At 39.7% G+C, this 18,939-nt stretch carries 22 protein-coding genes; 15 read left to right on the top strand and 7 right to left on the bottom strand.

The genetic code is table 11. The features are described 5' to 3' along the window. Nucleotides 1–42: 42 nt before the first annotated feature. The 5 genes from NR125_RS13660 to NR125_RS13680 are packed head-to-tail and all read left to right on the top strand — an operon-like array spanning nt 43 to nt 5,062. The gene (locus NR125_RS13660; protein WP_009334222.1) at nt 43–960 is read left to right on the top strand and encodes an ABC transporter permease; all 918 of its coding nucleotides are present in this window, start codon (nt 43–45) and stop codon (nt 958–960) included. A 12-nt stretch (nt 961–972) separates the two neighbouring features. Then, the gene (locus NR125_RS13665; protein ID WP_372675460.1) at nt 973–1,890 is read left to right on the top strand and encodes an ABC transporter permease; all 918 of its coding nucleotides are present in this window, start codon (nt 973–975) and stop codon (nt 1,888–1,890) included. 13 nt (nt 1,891–1,903) lie between these two features. Further along, nucleotides 1,904–2,896, top strand: a complete 993-nt coding sequence (locus NR125_RS13670; RefSeq protein ID WP_009334224.1) for an ABC transporter ATP-binding protein — start codon at nt 1,904–1,906, stop codon at nt 2,894–2,896. Next, nucleotides 2,893–3,903, top strand: coding sequence for an ABC transporter ATP-binding protein (locus NR125_RS13675; protein WP_009334225.1), 1,011 nt, complete (start codon nt 2,893–2,895; stop codon nt 3,901–3,903). The genes NR125_RS13670 and NR125_RS13675 overlap by 4 nt, the downstream gene beginning before the upstream one ends. A gap of 31 nt (nt 3,904–3,934) precedes the next feature. Continuing rightward, nucleotides 3,935–5,062, top strand: coding sequence for an NAD(P)/FAD-dependent oxidoreductase (locus tag NR125_RS13680; protein WP_256815498.1), 1,128 nt, complete (start codon nt 3,935–3,937; stop codon nt 5,060–5,062). A 53-nt stretch (nt 5,063–5,115) separates the two neighbouring features. Here NR125_RS13680 and NR125_RS13685 read toward each other — a convergent pair whose 3' ends face one another. From NR125_RS13685 to NR125_RS13705, 5 genes are all read right to left on the bottom strand, one after another. After that, nucleotides 5,116–5,253, bottom strand: a complete 138-nt coding sequence (locus tag NR125_RS13685; protein ID WP_019383447.1) for a YvrJ family protein — start codon at nt 5,251–5,253, stop codon at nt 5,116–5,118. A 78-nt stretch (nt 5,254–5,331) separates the two neighbouring features. Beyond that, complete coding sequence (locus NR125_RS13690) at nt 5,332–5,550, bottom strand: DUF2922 domain-containing protein (RefSeq protein WP_256815499.1); 219 nt, start codon at nt 5,548–5,550, stop codon at nt 5,332–5,334. Between the two features lie 43 nt (nt 5,551–5,593). Next, nucleotides 5,594–5,812, bottom strand: a complete 219-nt coding sequence (locus tag NR125_RS13695) for a DUF1659 domain-containing protein (RefSeq protein WP_009334228.1) — start codon at nt 5,810–5,812, stop codon at nt 5,594–5,596. 65 nt (nt 5,813–5,877) lie between these two features. After that, a complete protein-coding gene (locus NR125_RS13700) occupies nt 5,878–6,381 on the bottom strand; it encodes a sigma-70 family RNA polymerase sigma factor (protein WP_019383448.1) in 504 nt (167 codons plus the stop codon). Between the two features lie 199 nt (nt 6,382–6,580). After that, a complete protein-coding gene (locus tag NR125_RS13705) occupies nt 6,581–7,390 on the bottom strand; it encodes a hypothetical protein (RefSeq protein ID WP_256815500.1) in 810 nt (269 codons plus the stop codon). An 813-nt stretch (nt 7,391–8,203) separates the two neighbouring features. Between NR125_RS13705 and NR125_RS13710 the strand changes: the two genes are divergently transcribed. Then, nucleotides 8,204–8,599, top strand: a complete 396-nt coding sequence (locus NR125_RS13710; RefSeq protein WP_009334231.1) for a hypothetical protein — start codon at nt 8,204–8,206, stop codon at nt 8,597–8,599. A gap of 247 nt (nt 8,600–8,846) precedes the next feature. On the opposite strand, the gene NR125_RS13715 is transcribed toward NR125_RS13710, so the two are convergent. Further along, nucleotides 8,847–9,575, bottom strand: coding sequence for a YwaF family protein (locus NR125_RS13715; protein ID WP_251174460.1), 729 nt, complete (start codon nt 9,573–9,575; stop codon nt 8,847–8,849). A 273-nt stretch (nt 9,576–9,848) separates the two neighbouring features. Between NR125_RS13715 and NR125_RS13720 the strand changes: the two genes are divergently transcribed. The 9 genes from NR125_RS13720 (at nt 9,849) to NR125_RS13760 (ending at nt 17,373) form a co-directional block, all read left to right on the top strand. After that, complete coding sequence (locus NR125_RS13720) at nt 9,849–10,316, top strand: flavodoxin (RefSeq protein WP_009334233.1); 468 nt, start codon at nt 9,849–9,851, stop codon at nt 10,314–10,316. Then, on the top strand, nt 10,309–11,196 hold the full coding sequence (locus tag NR125_RS13725) for a hypothetical protein (RefSeq protein WP_071157675.1): 888 nt from the start codon (nt 10,309–10,311) through the stop codon (nt 11,194–11,196). The genes NR125_RS13720 and NR125_RS13725 overlap by 8 nt, the downstream gene beginning before the upstream one ends. Before the next feature lie 15 nt (nt 11,197–11,211). Beyond that, nucleotides 11,212–11,661, top strand: a complete 450-nt coding sequence (locus tag NR125_RS13730; RefSeq protein ID WP_019381255.1) for a flavodoxin — start codon at nt 11,212–11,214, stop codon at nt 11,659–11,661. Nucleotides 11,662–11,693: 32 nt separating this feature from the next. After that, nucleotides 11,694–11,834: an FbpB family small basic protein gene (locus tag NR125_RS13735; protein ID WP_157380234.1), complete on the top strand. Its 141-nt coding sequence runs from the start codon at nt 11,694–11,696 to the stop codon at nt 11,832–11,834. Nucleotides 11,835–12,367: 533 nt separating this feature from the next. Continuing rightward, a complete protein-coding gene (locus NR125_RS13740; RefSeq protein WP_009334237.1) occupies nt 12,368–12,844 on the top strand; it encodes a small multi-drug export protein in 477 nt (158 codons plus the stop codon). Between the two features lie 76 nt (nt 12,845–12,920). Then, nucleotides 12,921–13,769, top strand: a complete 849-nt coding sequence (locus tag NR125_RS13745) for a GNAT family N-acetyltransferase (protein WP_483863887.1) — start codon at nt 12,921–12,923, stop codon at nt 13,767–13,769. A gap of 169 nt (nt 13,770–13,938) precedes the next feature. Beyond that, nucleotides 13,939–16,179 carry an ATP-binding cassette domain-containing protein gene (locus NR125_RS13750; RefSeq protein WP_256815502.1) on the top strand — a complete coding sequence of 747 codons (2,241 nt, stop codon included), beginning with the start codon at nt 13,939–13,941 and terminating at the stop codon, nt 16,177–16,179. Between the two features lie 81 nt (nt 16,180–16,260). After that, nucleotides 16,261–16,983, top strand: a complete 723-nt coding sequence (locus tag NR125_RS13755) for a GNAT family N-acetyltransferase (RefSeq protein WP_071157679.1) — start codon at nt 16,261–16,263, stop codon at nt 16,981–16,983. A 6-nt stretch (nt 16,984–16,989) separates the two neighbouring features. Next, nucleotides 16,990–17,373, top strand: a complete 384-nt coding sequence (locus NR125_RS13760; protein WP_226280731.1) for a DUF3221 domain-containing protein — start codon at nt 16,990–16,992, stop codon at nt 17,371–17,373. Nucleotides 17,374–17,628: 255 nt separating this feature from the next. Here the strand turns inward: NR125_RS13760 and NR125_RS13765 are convergent, their stop codons facing one another. Further along, a complete protein-coding gene (locus NR125_RS13765) occupies nt 17,629–18,810 on the bottom strand; it encodes an ROK family transcriptional regulator (protein ID WP_192908688.1) in 1,182 nt (393 codons plus the stop codon). Nucleotides 18,811–18,939 lie beyond the last annotated feature (129 nt).

An 18,939-nucleotide genomic window follows, 5' to 3' on the forward strand; every position in this document is an offset into this window, starting at 1 on the left:
TTGAAAGGTCCAGTCCCGCTTCATAATATAGGAGGTCTGGCCTTGAAAAAGTATCTTTTAAGAAGATTTCTGCAAATTATACCAGTCCTATTTATAATCACATTTGTTGTATTTGTATTGGTATATTTGGCAGGTGACCCAGTCTCTTTAATGCTGCCTGAAGATGCGTCTGAAGCAGATAGAGAGGCTTTGAGAGAAGCCTTAGGTTTAAATGAGCCTTTTGTATATCAGTATTTCCATTTTATTGGAGATTTGATCACAGGAAATTTTGGGACATCTTTCAGATATAATCAGGAGGCATTGCCCCTGGTTTTAGAGAGGCTTCCAGCAACATTTGAATTAGCTGCAGCTTCGATGCTGGTAGCTATTATTATCGCAATACCCTTAGGAATATATTCAGCAAAAAAGAGAAATAGCTTCATTGACTTGTTTATTACAGGTGGATCTGTGCTGGGAAAAGCCATGCCGAATTTCTGGCTTGGAATCATGCTGATATTATTATTGGCCGTAAATTATCAGCTATTCCCCGTTTCCGGCAGAGGATCTGTTATGCATATGGTTTTACCTGCGATAACCCTGGGAACAGGCATCGCTGCAGAAATGACAAGGTTAATTAGATCAAGTATGTTAGAAATTTTAAATCAAGATTATATTCGTACAGCTAAAAGTAAAGGTGCAAGTGAAATGAGCGTAGTCTTTAAGCATGCCTTCCGGAATTCCTTAATCCCCGTAGTAACCATAATGGGGCTGCAAGTGTCACATCTTGTCAGTGGAGCACTAATAACTGAAACTGTCTTTTCATGGCCAGGGTTAGGTCTGCTTTTGGTTCAAGCAGTTAATGGAAGAGATATGGCTGTCGTCCAAGCTGCCGTTTTTGTGATTGCCATATTGGTTATTGTTGTCAACCTGCTTACTGATATCGTTTATCGTGTTTTGGACCCAAGAATTAATTATTCATAGGAGGTGTATCTCATGGAAGCAGAAGTAAAAATGAGTTCCGAAACTACCATAAGCACCGCCCAGAGAAGAAAACCATGGGTAAGATGGATAAAGCTGCTGCTTCAAAGCAAAACAGGAACTGTGGGGTTCTTAATTGTTTCTTTAGTTATATTTGTTGCTATATTCGCTGATGTTTTGGCTCCGCATGATCCAGCATCGAATAATTTGGGTGATATGTTAAAGCCCCCTGTGTGGCTAGATGGCGGTTCACAAAATTATATTCTAGGAACAGATAATTTAGGGAGAGATATATTGAGCCGTATTATTTATGGCTCGCGTGTTTCCTTGCTTGTTGGGGTTTTTTCTGTTATTTTAGCCGGCTTCATAGGTATAATTATCGGACTAATATCAGGATATTATGGTGGAGTTATAGATAACTTATTAATGAGAATTGTAGATTCATTCTTGGCGATTCCCAGCATTCTTTTCATCCTTGTCGTTCTTGCCGTCTTTGATCCTAGTATTTTGGTTCTGATTATTGTAATTGGGTTAACTAATTGGGTTACATATGCCAGAGTTGTCAGGGGAGAGGTCTTAAGTATTAAAGAAAGGGAGTTTGTAAAGGCTTCAAAATCAATAGGTACAAATAGTTTAACCATTATGCTGCAGCATATCCTTCCTAACATCCTTTCTTCATTTATTGTGATATCAACTTTAAGCGTTGCTACGACTATAGTTTTAGAAGCATCGCTAAGTTTTCTTGGATTGGGGATTCAGCCTCCAGATGTTTCCTGGGGCGGAATGTTAACAGATGGAAGAAACTATCTAGCAACTAATTGGTGGCTTGCTACTTTTCCTGGCATTGCCATAACAATCACAGTCCTTGGGATTATCTTTTTGGGGGACTGGCTGCGAGATGTACTTGATCCACGAACACAGGTGAAAAAATAGGAGGGATGATCTCTTGGGTGAAACTGATACGTTATTAGAAGTGAAGGATTTGAAAACTCACTTTTTTACAGAGGACAGTGTAATTCCCTCGGTAAATGGAGTTTCTTTTACCGTAAAGAAAGGGGAAACAATTGGCATAGTAGGTGAATCTGGGTGCGGAAAAAGTGTTACTTCACTGTCAATTCTTCAATTGGTAAGTAAGCCAGGGAGAATTGTAGGAGGACAAATATTATTAAATGGAACTGACTTAACGAAAAATTCAAATAAACAGATGAGGAAAATCAGAGGAAATAAAATATCGATGATTTTTCAAGAACCTCTGACGTCCCTAAACCCTGTCTTTTCGATTGGCAGGCAAATATCAGAATCAATTAGACTTCATCAAAAGATTGATAGAAGAAAAGCGAAAGAACTGGCAATTGATATGCTCTCAAAGGTGGGTATATCAAATGGAGATAATTTATACAACTCTTTTCCTCATCAATTGAGTGGGGGTATGAGACAGAGGGTAATGATTGCAATGGCTTTATCGTGCAGACCTCAATTATTGATTGCCGATGAACCAACTACTGCTTTAGATGTTACGATTCAGGCACAAATCCTTAAACTCATGAAAAATTTAAGGGAAGAATATAATACCTCTATAATAATGATCACTCATGATTTAGGAGTAGTGGCAGAAATGGCAGATCGTGTGATTGTTATGTACGCTGGACAAATTGTAGAACAAAATAATGTATTTGAACTTTTCAAAAATCCAAAACACCCATATACCCAGGGTCTTTTGAACAGTACCCCAAAAATTCATCAGTTAAAGGACCAATTAGAATCAATAGAAGGGAATGTTCCCACTCCATCCAACTTGCCAAAAGGCTGCAAATTCCATCCAAGATGCCCGTTTTCAATGGAAAAGTGCAGTCAGCAAGATCCACCTTTACTTCAAGTGAATGCAGAATCTTCAGTGAGATGCTGGATTCATGAAGATAAAGAGGTGATAGGACTATGAATAGCATACTGGAAGAAAATAGTGTTAATCAGGAGTGCTTATTAAAAATTGAAGGGCTGAAAAAGTATTATGAAACTTCTTCTGATTTTTTTGGCAGAAAAAAGAATTACGTAAAAGCTGTTGATAATATTAGCCTATATGTCAATAAGGGCGAGACATTAGGCATAGTAGGGGAATCAGGCTGCGGCAAATCTACAACTGGCACTACTATCTTAAGAATGCAGGAGCCCACTGAAGGAAAAATTTATTTTGAAGGAACAGAATTAACATCGCTGAATCACAATGAAATGCAAAAAATTAGAAAAGACATACAAATGGTCTTTCAAGATCCATATTCATCATTAAATCCAAGAATGAGAGTCTTTGATATTATCGCTGAGCCCCTGAGAACCCATAAAACTGCTAAAGGGAAAGAGCTTGAAAACATAATATTTGACCTTATGGAAACTGTTGGCCTAGATCGCTCCTTCTCCAAAAGGTATCCACATGAATTTAGTGGTGGACAGCGGCAACGTATAGGTATTGCTAGAGCACTTGCTCTAAAACCAAAATTAATTATTTGCGATGAGCCGGTTTCTGCTCTTGACGTTTCAATTCAGGCGCAAATATTAAATTTGCTAATAGATTTACAGAGGAAATTCAATCTAACGTATGTATTTATTGCGCATGGAATTCCTGCTGTTAAATATATTAGCGACCGAATTGCGGTCATGTATATGGGGGAAGTTGTGGAACTGGCTTTAAAAGAAGATTTATTTAATGAGACCATGCATCCATATACCAAAGGATTAATTTCTGCTGTTCCGGTACCAGATCCAACTTTAAGGGACAGAAAGGACAAAGTATATATTCACGGCGACGATCTTCCAAAACAGGTGGAGGATGCAACTGGATGTAAATTTTACTCGCGTTGCCCATTCAGGCAGCAAGTATGTAAAGTCGAAAGACCAAAATTAAAACAAGTAAGACATGATCATTTTGTATCCTGTCATTTTCCATTACAGTAAATAAATTTTATTAGAGAGGAATGTTTAATCCATGAAAATAGCAGTCATAGGCTCAGGAATTACAGGTGCAAGTGCAGCCTATCACCTCACAAGGGAAGGTGCAGAGGTAGTTATTATTGATAAGGCACATCAGGGACAGGCAACTGCAGCAGGCGCAGGAATCATTTGCCCGTGGATTTCCCGAGCAGATCACAAAGACTGGTACACCATTGCAAAACGAGGCGCTCTTTATTATCCATCTTTAATAGCGAACCTTAAACAAGATGGCGAAGAGGATTTTGGATATGGCATGGTAGGAGCTCTGGCAGTCAGCAGCAGTTCTGATGAACTGGATGCGATCGAGCAAAGTGTTCGGCAAAAAAAAGCTGAAACCCCTGAGGTTGGAGAGATTACGAGATTAACAGCAGAGGAAGCCCGGGAACTTTATCCGCCGCTCCGTGAGGATCTGCAGGCTATCCATGTTACAGGAGCAGCCAGGCTCGATGGGAGGCTGTTAAGAGACGCCATGCTAAATGGTGCAAAAAAACATGGTGCAGCAATAATTGAAGGTGAAGGTGATCTTGTATTTCAAAATAATAAGGTTACAGGAGTAATAGTGAACGGGGAAGTCATTGCTGCCGATGCAGTTATCGTTACTGCCGGTGCATGGGCTAAAGCCTTACTTAATCCGTTAGGCATTGATCTTAAAGTCGAGCCTCAACGTGGGCAAATTGCCCATCTGGAAATAGGCAGTATGGACACCTCCAGCTGGCCGGTTGTCCTTCCGCAAAGCTCACACTACTTAGTGGCTTTCGATCATTCCAAAGTGGTGGTTGGAGCTACCAGGGAAACGGGATCCGGGTTCGACTATCGACTTACAGCGGCAGGTGTGAAAGAAGTTCTGGATGAAGCATTAACAGTGGCACCAGGATTAGCTGAAAGCACACTAAAAGAGGTAAGAATTGGCTTCCGTCCGGCTGGACCTGATATTTTGCCGCTGCTGGGTACGGTTCCAGCTGCAGAGGGGCTGGTTATCGCAACAGGATTAGGGGCATCAGGGCTTACAATGGGACCTTATGTGGGCACCTTGGCTGCAGATCTTGCTTTGAAAAGGGAGATGGAAATAGATCTATCACCTTATGATCCATTAAGAAAAGGCTTGGAAGCAGGAGTAAAGTGAAATTAATAAGCAGAAGCTGCCATACTGTTTTTGTGGCAGCTTATCTCTTTTTCCTATTCCTTCAATCGATCCGGCAATCCCTGAATGGAAGAAACCACAACATCAAGTTTCGCTTCGATCCGGTTCAGCAAAAAAAACGTGACAACGATCGGGAAGCCGAGTTCGCTGATCAATGTAATCATCTGTTCCATGGCAGCTGCTCCTTTCTTGTGAATTTACAATAAGCATTTTAAAAATGGCCGGGTTCCAAAGAATCCGGCCACTGCACCTTAAATTAATTCATAATCAGTTACATTACGCTCAACCAGCCTGACACTATCATCTGTAATCAAGTCACCGCCATTGCCGTCAAAAGCGTTGGCAGCAATGATTTGTTCCATAGCTGCCTTCACAGCTGCAGGATCAATCGGCTCGATGGGGTTATCGACGGATAATTTCGTTGGCTTGCCCAGTTCTGACAAAAAGGTCATTTCTAATGTTTTAGCCATTATAATTCCCTCCTTTAATTTTTTTGTATTTTAATAGAATGAATTAGCCCAGGATTTCGAAGCTGTCATTTCTGTTCATTTCAGCCAATGGATAGCTGCATAGTCCAGAAATCGCTTGTCCCACTGAGAAAAGCTGGTCTGCTGTTGCCGATTGTTTTACGCTGCTGTAGGTTTTGGATTTGTGAATTGGCTTGCCCTGCTCGTTAAGTCCTGTTTCAAACACTAGACGAAGTTTAGAATCAGTGATAATTGCTTGTGCCATCTTTGTTCACCTCCTTTCACCCTCTATATACGTATTGCGGGGTGATAAGGACAGGGTAAAATAAATTAATCTTCAAAAAAGCGATTATTTTCCATTATAATTCTTAGCTTCTCACGGGCACCATGCCGCCAGTTTTTGACTGCTGACGGGGTGACTTGTTCTTTTTCAGCTATTTCCTTGACAGACATTTGATCACATAAGGTATACTGCAGCCATTTCAGTTGATTGGCAGATAGGAGTCTGCATCTTTTAAGCATCTCGTGTGTATGATCTATGGCGGGGAATGGGGAGGGGTCTTCAATAAGTTCCCAGAATTCATCTTTCGGATAGAAATATTGCTGGCTTTGTTTATTTTGATTGGTTAATTCGTTCATGATTTTTCCTTTTATCATACTGTAAGCATAGGAAAGCAAGGTCCCTTTTTCAGGGTCATGATTTTTCCACGCCTCCCAGAGTGTAATTAATCCCAGCTGGTAGAATTCCTCTTTGTTTTTATAGATGTTCAGGCTATGCATAATTTTATGAATCATCGTCTCATATTGGGCTGCTAACTGTTCAAAACTCTCCATGAATACGGTCCCTTCAAGGAAAGCGCGCTCTCTAAGTATTCCCGGGTAGCTCAAACATAGCGTGTAAACATTATTTTGGCCAATCAAGAAAAAGTGCTGGATCAGTCAGTTAACCCCCGTAACTCTGGAGTTAAGGGGTCTAAGTCCGGAGTTAGGGGGTCTAACTCACGAAAAACCGGGAGTTAGCCTGTTTTTTTTATTATTTGTAAAAAAAATTCATGAAGAAGTCATTTTCTTCAGCTGAAAATCCCATTTTAAACAAATCCTCAAAGTACATTTCTTCAAATTTCTTAGTCAAGATTCCATAGAAATAAGCGACAGGATTAGTAATTGCGCGGGTTTTCATCTTCCCGATCAGCTGCTTAAACGAATGGATGGCTGTAGCCAAAACAGCGTTCAAATTTTGGTCACAATTGTTTTTATATGCTGCAGTGGATGCCATTCTCCAAAACTCCTCAATTTGCTTTGCTTCCGGAAAAAAGTATTTTACAGTGCTGGTGAATGATTCTGGTACACGATCATTTGTATAGGTGTGATCGAGGACGGTATCGTTACGTTTATTTATCTTTTGATTTTTATTAGCTTTAGAAAGATTAATAGTTTTATTAGGGTGGTTCAATTTTTCTTTTTTAGGTGGTTCACTCTTGGGAAAACGATTAAAAACATACAAATTACTCGACTGGGACCCGTTTTTTCTCTCAGTTTCAAGGACAGTGATAATCCCTAACTCTAAAGCTTTGGCAATCATCCTTTTAAAAGTGGATCGGGAAATGCCACTGCCGTTATATTCGTCGTGAATGGCTTTTAAAACGGTCCCGATTTTAGCATTGGAGACTCCAGGAATTTTCGCAGCAAAACGAACCAGCCTCTTTAAACCAACTAGCTCACCCTTTGAAAAGTTTTTCTTATGGACCGAAAGCCACATCTCCACATGAGCATTAAACTCCTTAAGATTTCTAAATTGGGAATATCCTTCAAAATGCTCAATTCTGCCTGATTTTAAATTCATTTAAATGCACCACCCTTTCACCTTCTAAATACAAATGAAGGGGTGGGGAAGGACAGGGGGTTTTTTGACGGATTGTGACGGAATCGTGAACGGGGGTGTTTTTTTGAAATGCATGTGGAAAGCATGGAGGCGAAAGAACAAATTTTCATAGAACAAAGTCGCCATATAAGATTTATGACGACGCAGCTTCGTTGGTTCAAAGAAAAATGTACGTCATTTGAGATTCATGTCTACGAAACCTCGGAGGTCCAAGTAAAAACGGTCGCCATAAGAGGTTCATGACGACGAAAAATTGGAGGTCCAAGTAAAAACAGTCGCCATAAGAGGTTCATGACGACGAAACCTCGGAGGTCCAAGTAAAAACGGTCGCCATAAGAGGTCTATGCCGACCAAAATTCGGAGGCATCAGGGAAAACGGTCGCCATAAGAGGTTCCTGACGACGAAATACGGAGGTGCAGATAAAAACGGTTGTCATAAGAAGTCTATGACGACGAAAATACGGAGGTACAAGTAAAAACGGTCGCCAAAAAAACCATAAAACTAAATCATCATAACTTCTCCGATTTCCTTGACAATGATAATCATTTTCACTTAAAATAAATTTTATCAATGATAATCATTATCACTTAATTTGGTTTACATAGTAATAATCTACTCTGAGGGAGGGATATAAGTCGATTAAACATCACATTTGCGGCTGGTGCGGTTTTATTGCGGATAATGAATCTGATGAAAATAATGAAGCCCAATGCCCTTGCTGCGGTTTGGATATTATCGAGGCAGCTGAATATGACATGTAGGAGGGTTGAAAAATGAGTGAGCTTTATATCGCAATAGATCATTTTGATCATCAAATCGATTGCTTTTGTCCGGATGCTGATCATGTGAATATACTACATTTTCAAAAGGGGGATTTAATGGAGGTCACTCCAGAGCGTAAATATACAATGCTGGGATGGTATGCGCTTGTGGTGATTAATGGACAGCAGGCATTTTATATGGCTATAGAGGATATTGAGAGATATTTCATGAGTGAATGCATATCATCACAGTTAGATATAGACCTGAAAATCAATTATCTGCAATATAAAATTGATCAGGATCTTGAAGCGGGGGACAAGGACTCTTTTGCGGAGAATAGCAGAAGGCTGAACGAAACCTGCAGCCTGAAAGAGGAATTGGAATATTACATAGCCAAGGCCATCTAAAATGAGTAAAACAGGAATAAAGCTAACGTATCTGAGCGTTAGCTTTATTTATCTTTATTCCGTTTCTATATCCCAATATGCATATAGAAAATTTCCACGCACGAAAACTGGTCGTTTGTTAATTGCCTTTTCTTTTAGATGTAAGGATATGATTAGGGAATAGAAGAATAATTCCGCACGAGGTTTTGTAAAGAAAAGCTGCCATCTGCTGGCAGCTTTTCTTTTTGGCTAAAATCAGCCCAGTTTATCAAAAATGAGAACGTCCTTTATGACTATTTTCCCGTTTTCGTAAGATAAACCATGCGATTAAGCTCAGAATTAGCAGTAAGCTCTCCAAAGAGAAGATATACCATGGATAGGGACCCAATACGTCAAAGAAACTTGGGGTTTCAGGTTTATGACGCAAAAACCAATAATTTCCTTTCGTTTGGTTGTTAATCAGGAGGATCACAGGCAAGAGCAAATTGATAAATACAATTAGCTTTATGACCGATTGAAATGATGGATAGTAATTTCTAGCCCACAAAAAATATAAGGCTGCCCATACAACCATCATGTGTGCATAGAAAAAGTGAAAAAAGCGAAAGTGAGGAAAGTCGTATGTTAAAGCTGGAGTAAGTATAGCTTGAGTAGCACCCAATATCGCAATAAAAAATAATAGTTCAAAAATAATCTTTTTCCTGGTCATGAGTAAAAGGATACATAAAATAAGTCCAATATTACACAATTCCAATGGCATGGATCGTCCAAATTTCCAGACTCCATTCTCTAACATCCATACGTGATTCGATATCTCGACCATTATTAAGGAAATGGCTGATCCAACTTCAAACCTTCTCCATCCAGCACCATTCAGCTTTTTCCGGTATAGAAAAATGGCGGATGAAACCAAAAAAAAGATTGCCAATGTAACAAGATGACTGGCTGAAAACATTTCAAAATTGTAATACTTATGACTTTTGCCAAACCACTCCATCCATGCACACCTCATGTCTTTTTAATGAATCAGGCATAAGTTGTGCATCTATTCTATTTTTTATACAGCTTTTCTGCTCCTTCGAAGATCAAGCTTATTTACAACTGCTAAGTTAACTCATTATGCAGTACATATTTTTTCCCTTTGCTTTTTTTATCACATTAATCAGGAAAAAGGTCACAAAATTAAAATATTCATTGACATTGATAATCATTATCACTTATGATTAATTTAATAATAATTGAAAATCATTATCAATTAGGAGGCTGTGAAATGAAGGCTTTCATTGGATATTTAAGTATGTCAGGAAATACAGAAGATATGGCATCCATTCTGAAAAAAGTTCTTGAATCTAAAGGATGTGAAGTGTATATGGATAGCCTGGATTTGACAGATATTCATAGTATCCTTGCCTATGACTGTATTTTCATTGGTGCTTATACATGGGGGGATGGCGATCTTCCTTATGAAGCTGAGGATTTTTTTGAAGAATTGAATGATCACGATTTAACAGGAATACATGCTGCATGCTTTGGTTCTGGTGATCATGCTTATCCAAAATTTTGTGCAGCAGTGGATACGCTTGCTGACAAATTGAGTGAAAGAGGAGCCAATGTTTTTCAGCAAGGGTTAAAAATAGAACTTAACCCTGAAACAGATGAGCAGATTCTTGAGTGTCAGCAATTTGCCGAATCTGCCTATGAATGGATAGTGAAAAATGAGGAGATGGAACATGTTTGATAAGGGCTCCACAGCAGTGCTATCAACCCCAAATCTTCCTTTCATAGTAGCAGTAAAGCAGGCGGGCATTTATTCCTTTGAGGATGGAGACTGGTTCCTTCAGTATGGGTTAACACAAAATATATACAAACTTGTGCAATTAGGTCATTTCATATTCGGAATCGGTGACAATGGCACAATTATCCGATACGATCTGCAGCGAAAAAAATGGAATCAGACCTCATTCCCAACCGCCCGGCGGCTGTGGGATATTACAGGAAACCAGATGGGATATATCGTAACTCATGGCGGCAGCAGCTTATACATATCAACTAATTTTGGTTCTGATTGGTCTGTCTTAAGTCCATTTCAAAATATGTCCCAAAAGCCCCTTATCCGATCTCTGCTATATCATCAGGGGAGCATTTATATTGGAACACAAATCAACTCCCAGAATGGAGGGGTATGGAGATATTATGTTGGAAGCGGGGAATTACAGCTCATAAAAAAAGAAAAGCATTCAATGATTTCCTCCATTTATAGAAATGAAAATGACCTTCTCATCATTGCAAAGGGAAACGCTCGGTCCGGTATGGGAACGATTGAGATTCTGAATCCATTTACAAATAGGTGGAGTGTATGCCAGCAGCCTATCTCAGAAAGAGCTTTCCTGGATATTTTTGAGGCGAATGAAAAAGTATATGCCACGACAAGTCAGGATGAAGACGGTTTTTCAAGAATCTACGAAGTCCATAAGAAAAGCATGTCCCTGATTCCCATTGAAACCGTAGCTGGACATGGATTCAGGGGTGCGGGCTTTAAAGACCAGCTTTTTATCTGTTCACATAGAGAAAGTAAATGGATCACCCACAGATATAACCCAACAGCATTAATTCATTGATAGGAGTGAAGAGGAATGAAAATTGGCGTATTTTATGCAAGTATGTCGGGGAACACAGAAGCCATTGCGGACATAATCGCAGGGGAGCTGAAGGATCAAAATCATGATGTGGATTTAGAAGATTTTATGAGTGTTCAAAGTGCTGCTGAACTACTAAACTATGATCTTACTTTTATTGGATTGTATACATGGGGAGATGGGGACTATCCTGATGAATGTCTCGATGTCATTGAAGAAATCGAACAGCTGGATCTCGAAAATCATCCCTTTGCCATCTTTGGATCAGGAGATACCTCCTACCCTGAATTTTGCGGCGCCCTTGATCACCTTCAAAAACTTATAGAAGAACAAGGGGGAACAGTTGTCGGCAGTCCCCTGAGGATAGAGTTCAATCCGGAACCGGAAGACGAAGAGGAAATAAAAAAGTTTGTCTCTGAAGCTTTGATGTTAAAGGAAACCTGCTGAGTATGGCGGCAAGCTTAGAAAGGATGGCCTTAATGAAAAAGAAAACATTTCATAAACTAGTAGAAGAAAACATGAAAAATATCCTAAAAGATAAAGATCAATTGGAAGAAATATATCGAAGGGTTGATGAAAATATTTTGATGGAGACAGAAAAAACAAGAGTTAATCACTAGGAATATTCAGGCTGGAAAAGGAAAGAATTATGCGTTTCTGCAATGCAGGGACGCATATTTTAATGTCGGCAGTCCGTTGTTTATCATTTGGGGAAAACTGTATCTGTGTTATATTTCAAAAAAAATCCCCCCATGGGGAATGAAAGAGTAACTCATTATTTTGATTTTTTCTCATTCGACTTTTCCTTTTGAAGCTTTTCTTTTTCCAGACGTTCAGCATCCTTCTTAAACGCCTCCATCGCTTTGTAAAAAAGGAGAGTCATCGTTTTTTCACCTCCTTACCTGTTTACTTCGTTATCTGAATTCTTTTTACCTCCTTCTATTTTTTGTGAAATCAAAATTTTGACAACTGGCGTTACTTTTAAGTACAAACAGCATCCTTTGAGTAAAAGGAATACTTCGATAAAGGCAGGTGGAATAAAGTGACAAAATTGTCACATCCAAGGGGGGGATTGTAAGGTATTGCGATGGTGATTGTATGCTTTTTTTCATAATGTAAGAGTAAGCTGGATTTTTCATGGGAGGGAAGAGATATGCTGGAATGGGCACAAGATGCACCTATATACATGCAATATACAGTATTATTTTTGCTTGCGGCAGCACCCTGGATGGATGTATCAATTATTGTCCCTCTTGGGATTCTTTGGGGACTATCGCCTATCGGAGTCAGTCTCACTGCATTTACGGGAAATCTTCTGTTAATCCTTTTGCTCGGTGCCTTCTTTAAACAGGTTGAAAGCTTGCGGCAGGCAAGGAAATTAAAAAAGGGCATTACAGAACCAACAAGAAAAGAAAGGCGGTCAAAGGAGATTTGGCAAAAATACGGGATCCCGGGATTAGCATTATTAGCTCCAATCATTGTTGGAACCGATATTGCGGCCATTATTGCTCTGGCATTTGGGGCATCAAAATCGGGAGTGATAAGGTGGATGACCATAAGTTTGGCACTCTGGACTATCATTTTTGCTGTGGGTGCAGTGTATGGATTCAGCTTTTTAAATCTTTTATAAATAAAGTGGCAGGAATTTTTTATTTTGGGTTGAATATGAAGTGGTGTCCGGAAGCTGAAAAAGGGTTTTAAAAGGGGTGATTGTTCTGAGAAGTACAGCAAACTTTACGGATAGGATGAAAATAATCATGAAACATGCCGAACGGGAAGCCGGCTTTTCAGAACAAAAAGTGCTCCATCCAGTTCATCTGTTTATCGCATGCCTGGGAGAAAAGACAGGAGCACTGGGTGAAATTTCTTTGAAAATCAATTTGAATAAACTTTCTTTAAGTGATTTGACTGGGAATATAAATGGCAAAACGCAAAGCGAATTTTTTAGCATGACGGTTACAAAAGAAGTAGTGCAGATTTTTGAATCTGCCTTTAAGTATATGAAAAGGTATAATCAGGTTTATGTTAACGAAGGTCATCTTCTTAAAGCTTTATTAACAGACTCCTCCATAAAACACCATTTATCTGAAGAAGATAAGCATACCATTTTAACCCTTGGTACAACCTCCAGGGACATGATCGCTCACCTTGGCAGATATACCTTCCCCAGGTTAAACTTCCAGACTATTCGTAAAGCAAAAAAAGATGATCAAATTATACTGGGAAACTTTGTTGAAGAGCATTTCTCCAAGGAATGGTCTTATACGATCCGCAGCGGATTCCAGCAAGAGAAGCCTTCCATTTATATTGCGCTTAATCAAAATGATGAAATAATTGGATTCGCAGCATTTGATGTCTACCGGAACAAAAAGGGATATTTCGGCCCTATGGATGTAGTAAAAACCAGCAGGGTTAAAGGCGTAGGAAATGCATTGCTTCATCACTGCTTAAGAGATATGAAAGAAATAGGATATGAATATGCAATTATTGGTGGAGCAGGGCCAATTGAGTTTTATGAGAAAGCTTGCAGGGCTGTTGTCATTCCTTCTATATAATCTATCAATTACCGGCAGCAGTGGCCTGAGTTTATGGAAAGGACCGTTTTCCCCAAAAACTTTAAATGAATTAGAGAATATTGTTGCAATTTGATTTTCATTATTGGTATGATTGTTCTCCGCGCATATTTCATACATAAGAAAATTGATTTCAAAAGGAGCTGATTGTGTGAAGCAGGAATTCATCGAAATTTTCAATGCCAGAGTTAACAACCTGAAAAATATTGGTCTGAAGATTCCAAAAGGAAAGATCACAATATTTACAGGTGTCTCCGGTTCAGGCAAATCATCTATAGTGTTTGATACGATTGCCCAGGAGGCAGGCCGCCAGTTAAATGAGACGTACAGCAGTTTTCAGCGGCTTTTTCTTCCGAAATATAGCCGTCCGGAAGCAGATGAAATCAACAATCTTTCTACTGCCGTTGTAGTCGATCAAAAACGGCTCGGCGGAAATGCCCGATCCACACTTGGAACCGCTACAGATATTAATCCTCTTCTTCGCCTGTTATTCTCCCGGTTTGCAGAACCTCATTTAGGTTACAGCAACGCATATTCATTTAATGATCCCAGCGGCATGTGCCCGAAATGTGAAGGGATTGGGAGAATTATTACGCTAAACCTTGATGCTGCTCTTGATAAGGAAAAAAGCTTAAATGAAGGAGCTATTCTGCTTCCGGGGTTTGGACCTGGAACATGGCAATGGAAAGCGTATGCTGAATCCGGATTCTTCGATATTGATAAGAAAATTAATGATTATACAGAAGAAGAATTTAATAAGCTTGTCTATGCAGAGCCGCAAAAAGTAACAGTCAGTTATATGAATAATGATATGAATGCAACCTATGAGGGCCTGGCAGTCAAATTTATGCGGCAGCATGTAAAGAGGGACAAAGAGACTTCAAAATCAGGCGAGAAGCTCCTGAAGAACTTCAGCACCATGACGGAATGCCCTTCCTGCGGAGGAAAACGCTACAATGAGAAGGTGCTTTCATCCACAATCAAAGGCTATTCCATTTTTGACTTGACGTCCATGCAATTGGATCAGCTAATCGAAACCCTTCCCCAGGTTACATCACCGGAAGCTAAGCCAATCGCTGACGGGATCATGGAACGATTGGAAAACCTTTGTGACATTGGGCTCGGCTATATGGATTTGACAAGGGAAACGCCAACACTATCGGGCGGTGAATCCCAAAGGGTGAAAATGGTCAAATATTTATCCAGTAACTTAACCGGTCTTATGTACATATTTGATGAACCCAGCACCGGCCTGCATCCGCGGGATGTCCACCGGTTAAATGAATTGCTGGTTCGGCTGCGTGACAGGGGCAATACCGTACTAGTTGTGGAGCATGATCCAGATGTCATCCAAATAGCCGATTATATTGTTGATGTTGGGCCTCAAGCCGGAACACACGGGGGAGAGATTATGTATACCGGCAGTTATCAGGATTTCTTATCTTCTGACACATTGACTGCCAATTATTTAAACCGAAGTGCAGAGATCAACGCCAATCCGAGACCGGTTTCCGAGTTTATGGAAAGCAGGAAAAGCACCCTTCACAATTTGAAGAATGTGAGTCTTTCAGTTCCAAAAGGGATTTTTACTGTTATTACAGGAGTAGCTGGTTCCGGGAAAAGCACACTTGTGAACGAAGTGTTTGCGAAAGATTTTCCGGAGGCAATCCGTATTGATCAAAGCCCGGTCCACGCGAACGTACGGTCCAATCCGGCAACTTTCACTGGTATTATGAATTCGATTCGCAAGTCTTTTTCAGATGCCAATGGAGTGGAGAGCGGATTATTCAGCTATAATTCGACCGGGGGCTGTCCGTCATGCGGAGGCACTGGGACGGTTGAAATCAATTTATCCTTTATGGATACAATGGAAGTCGAATGCAGCGAATGTCATGGAAGCCGTTTTAGGCAGGACGTGCTCCAATACCTATATAAGGGAAAAAATATTGTTGAAATCATGGAGATGTCTGTAGCGGATGCTGTAGAGTTCTTTGATGCAAAAGATGTTCAGAAAAAACTCAAAGCACTGGAAACTGTCGGTCTTGGCTATTTGACATTGGGACAGCCTCTGACCACCTTGTCAGGTGGCGAATGTCAAAGGCTTAAGCTTGCAAAGGAACTGAATACTAAAGGAAACATTTATATACTTGATGAACCAACTACTGGATTGCATATGTCCGATGTCGCTAATATTCTGGAAATCATTAATAAATTGGTGGAAAAGGGTAATACCGTTATAGTCATTGAACATAATCTGGATGTTATCCGCAAAAGTGATTGGATCGTTGACTTGGGTCCGGATGGAGGTGCTGGAGGCGGTGAAGTGCTGTATGAAGGACCGCCAGCAGGAATTTTGGAATGTGAACGTTCGGTTACTGCTCGGCATCTGTAATGGAATAAGGATAAGACACCAAATGGCCTTGGAATTTATTCAATGGCCATTTTCTTTATTTCTTAAGTGGAGGTGATTACTATGGAGGAACTATTAAAAGACCTGAAAGCAGCAGGTGTACACAGTATAAAAAGTGATTCCGAAATTATTTTGGAAATCTTTCAAGATGAACTAAGAAGTCCTAATAAAGTAGATTATTTAATAAATAGGCTTCTTACCCTGGATAAGAGCAGAATTGAAAAAGTAAAGATTGAGTGCCCTCAAGGAATTTTGGATAAATTAGTTGTCACTCGAGGAAAAATGAAAGTGATTGGTGAAAGACTTATTTTTAAAAAGCAGTTTGCAGAATGTGAGAATAAAAAGGTCCCTCCTTATGAAGTTTGGCCGCTCCTTAACAAAAGTTCCATTACTTTCTTATCTGAGGTTATGAATTTTACTTATGAACAAACTGAGAAGTTTTTAAAGAGCATGAAAACAGAGCTCCCTGAACAAGCAGATAAAATGTTTACGGTTTATACGGTTCATTCTGAACCGGCAGGAGTCGTTTTTCCTCATTTGGAACCTGGCCGGGATCGGGAAGGAAGGATGTTTTGGATCGGCATCCACCCTGATTTTAAGGGTAAAGGGTATGGTAAGAACCTGCATTTAATTGGACTCCATAGATTGCAGCATGATTTTAAAGCTGAAACATATCTCGGGGTAACCCGGGCCGATAATGCTGCCATGAGAAAAGTAATGGAAGCAAATGGATGTCTTCAGGAGAGTAATTCTGTCTTTTCCTTAGAGTATTCTTTTTCTGGATAATCAAGAATGATGTATGAAAACACGGTTGGAGAGAATAGAACAATGAAAAGAGCAGCAGCCATTTTTATCTTAATAATAGTATTGTTATTGCTTTGGCTGATAGGGATATTAAGTCAGCAGGCTCAGGTTAATGAGGGAGCGGCAACTTTGGAAGGAACAATCGTTATGAAAGAAAATATCATACTGCTTATTGAAGATAAAGGATTTACGTTGGCAGATGCAGAAACACAATCCGTCAATGAATTAATAGGAAATTATAAATCTGTGTATAAATTGAATAATGCTGTTTTGAGTGGAATAAAGAGTGGAGATATGGTGGAAATCTGGTACACAGAAATACTGGAATCCTTCCCGGCACAAATCAATGTGATAAAAATAAAGAAATTGTAAACCGGCTTTTTCATTACACTGGAGCTCATTTTTATTTTTGCCGTTTTCAGCAAGTATATATTCCGGTGGGTAAAAAGCGTCATCGTTGCCTGATGTATAGTGGTTTCCTATTATTTTATTACTGTAATAAACAGAATTGACGAGGAATTAATTCAGGTTGGGTTGACACAATCACGAAACTTAAAAGAATGTCCCATACACATCTGGGACATTCTTTTAATCTTTCAAAATTTGTTTATTATCCGATCAGGCAGTCTATTTATTCAGGTTTTCCTGCAGATCCGAGTTCAGAAAGTTTTCTGTGGCATAAGCTGAAGCCCCAAGTGCTGTTGAGTAGATCGATAAATCTGCAAATGTAATGTTTACGTTTTCCTGATTGAATCTTAAGGAATGAGTCTTGACAACTTCCATTATTGAATCCAGTAATAATTCTTTGGCGATTGCTAAGCGATTTCCGATAATGATTTGCTCGGGGTTGAATGTATTAATGATATTGTTTATGCCAATGCCAAGGCATCGGCCGATTTGATGGAACAGATCCTTTACTTCCTCATCTTCTTCGGCCATTTCAACTAATGACTCCAGGTTCAAATCATCCCGTTTTAAGTATGATTCAATATTCTTTGCCTGGTTTAGCAATGCCTGTTCAGAAGCGTACAATTCCCAGCAGCCTTTGCTGCCGCATCTGCATTCTATTCCATCTATATCGATCACCATATGGCCCATTTCACCGGAGAATCCTTCAGCGCCACGGTAAAGGCTGTTTTGTAAAATAAAGCCGACTCCAATGCCAATTCCAGCGCTAACATAGATGAGATTCTCAAAGTTTTTCCCGGCTCCGAAACGCTTTTCCCCGTATGCTCCGGCGTTCGCTTCGTTGTCGATAATAACGGGAAGGTGAAACTCTGTCTCAATTTCTGCCTTTAAATGGATATCTGTCCAGCCCAGATTAGGTGCCAGCAGGATATTGCTGCCTTCCTTATTTACAATTCCCGGCACTCCAATACCGATTCCAATCACGCCATAGGGGCTCTCAGGGGTTGTATCCAATAAGGATTGGATGACTTCTTTTATGACAAGAATGGTTTCTTCATACCTCATGCTATTCATATGCTTCAAATGTTCGCTCACAATATTCCCCGATAAATCAGTCATGACACCTAAAATATAGTTAACCCCTAAATCAATTCCAATGGCATATCCTGCTTGTTCATTAAAGAGAAGCATCACAGGCCGCCGTCCTCCGCTCGATTTGCCCGGTCCTGTTTCGGAACAGATTTGTTCTTCTATCAGCTCGTTGACTAAAGAGGAAACAGTTCCTTTAGTCAGTCCCAAATGCTGTGAGATATCAGCCCGGGAGATAGGGGATTGGTCGATGATCGTCTGCAGAACGCGTGATTTGTTTTTCATTTTTACCAGCTGCTGATTCCAAGTCATTATCTTTCTCCTCAAATCCTCAATTTCTTTGTCTATTACAATCATATTCCATTTATACCATAATTAAAAATAAAAATAAAACTTAGTTCATTCAATAGACAAACTAAGTTTATGGTGGTAAAATCGATT

This window comes from Cytobacillus sp. Bac17, from assembly GCF_024519925.1.
GTDB classification, from domain to species: domain Bacteria; phylum Bacillota; class Bacilli; order Bacillales; family Cytobacillaceae; genus Cytobacillus; species Cytobacillus pseudoceanisediminis.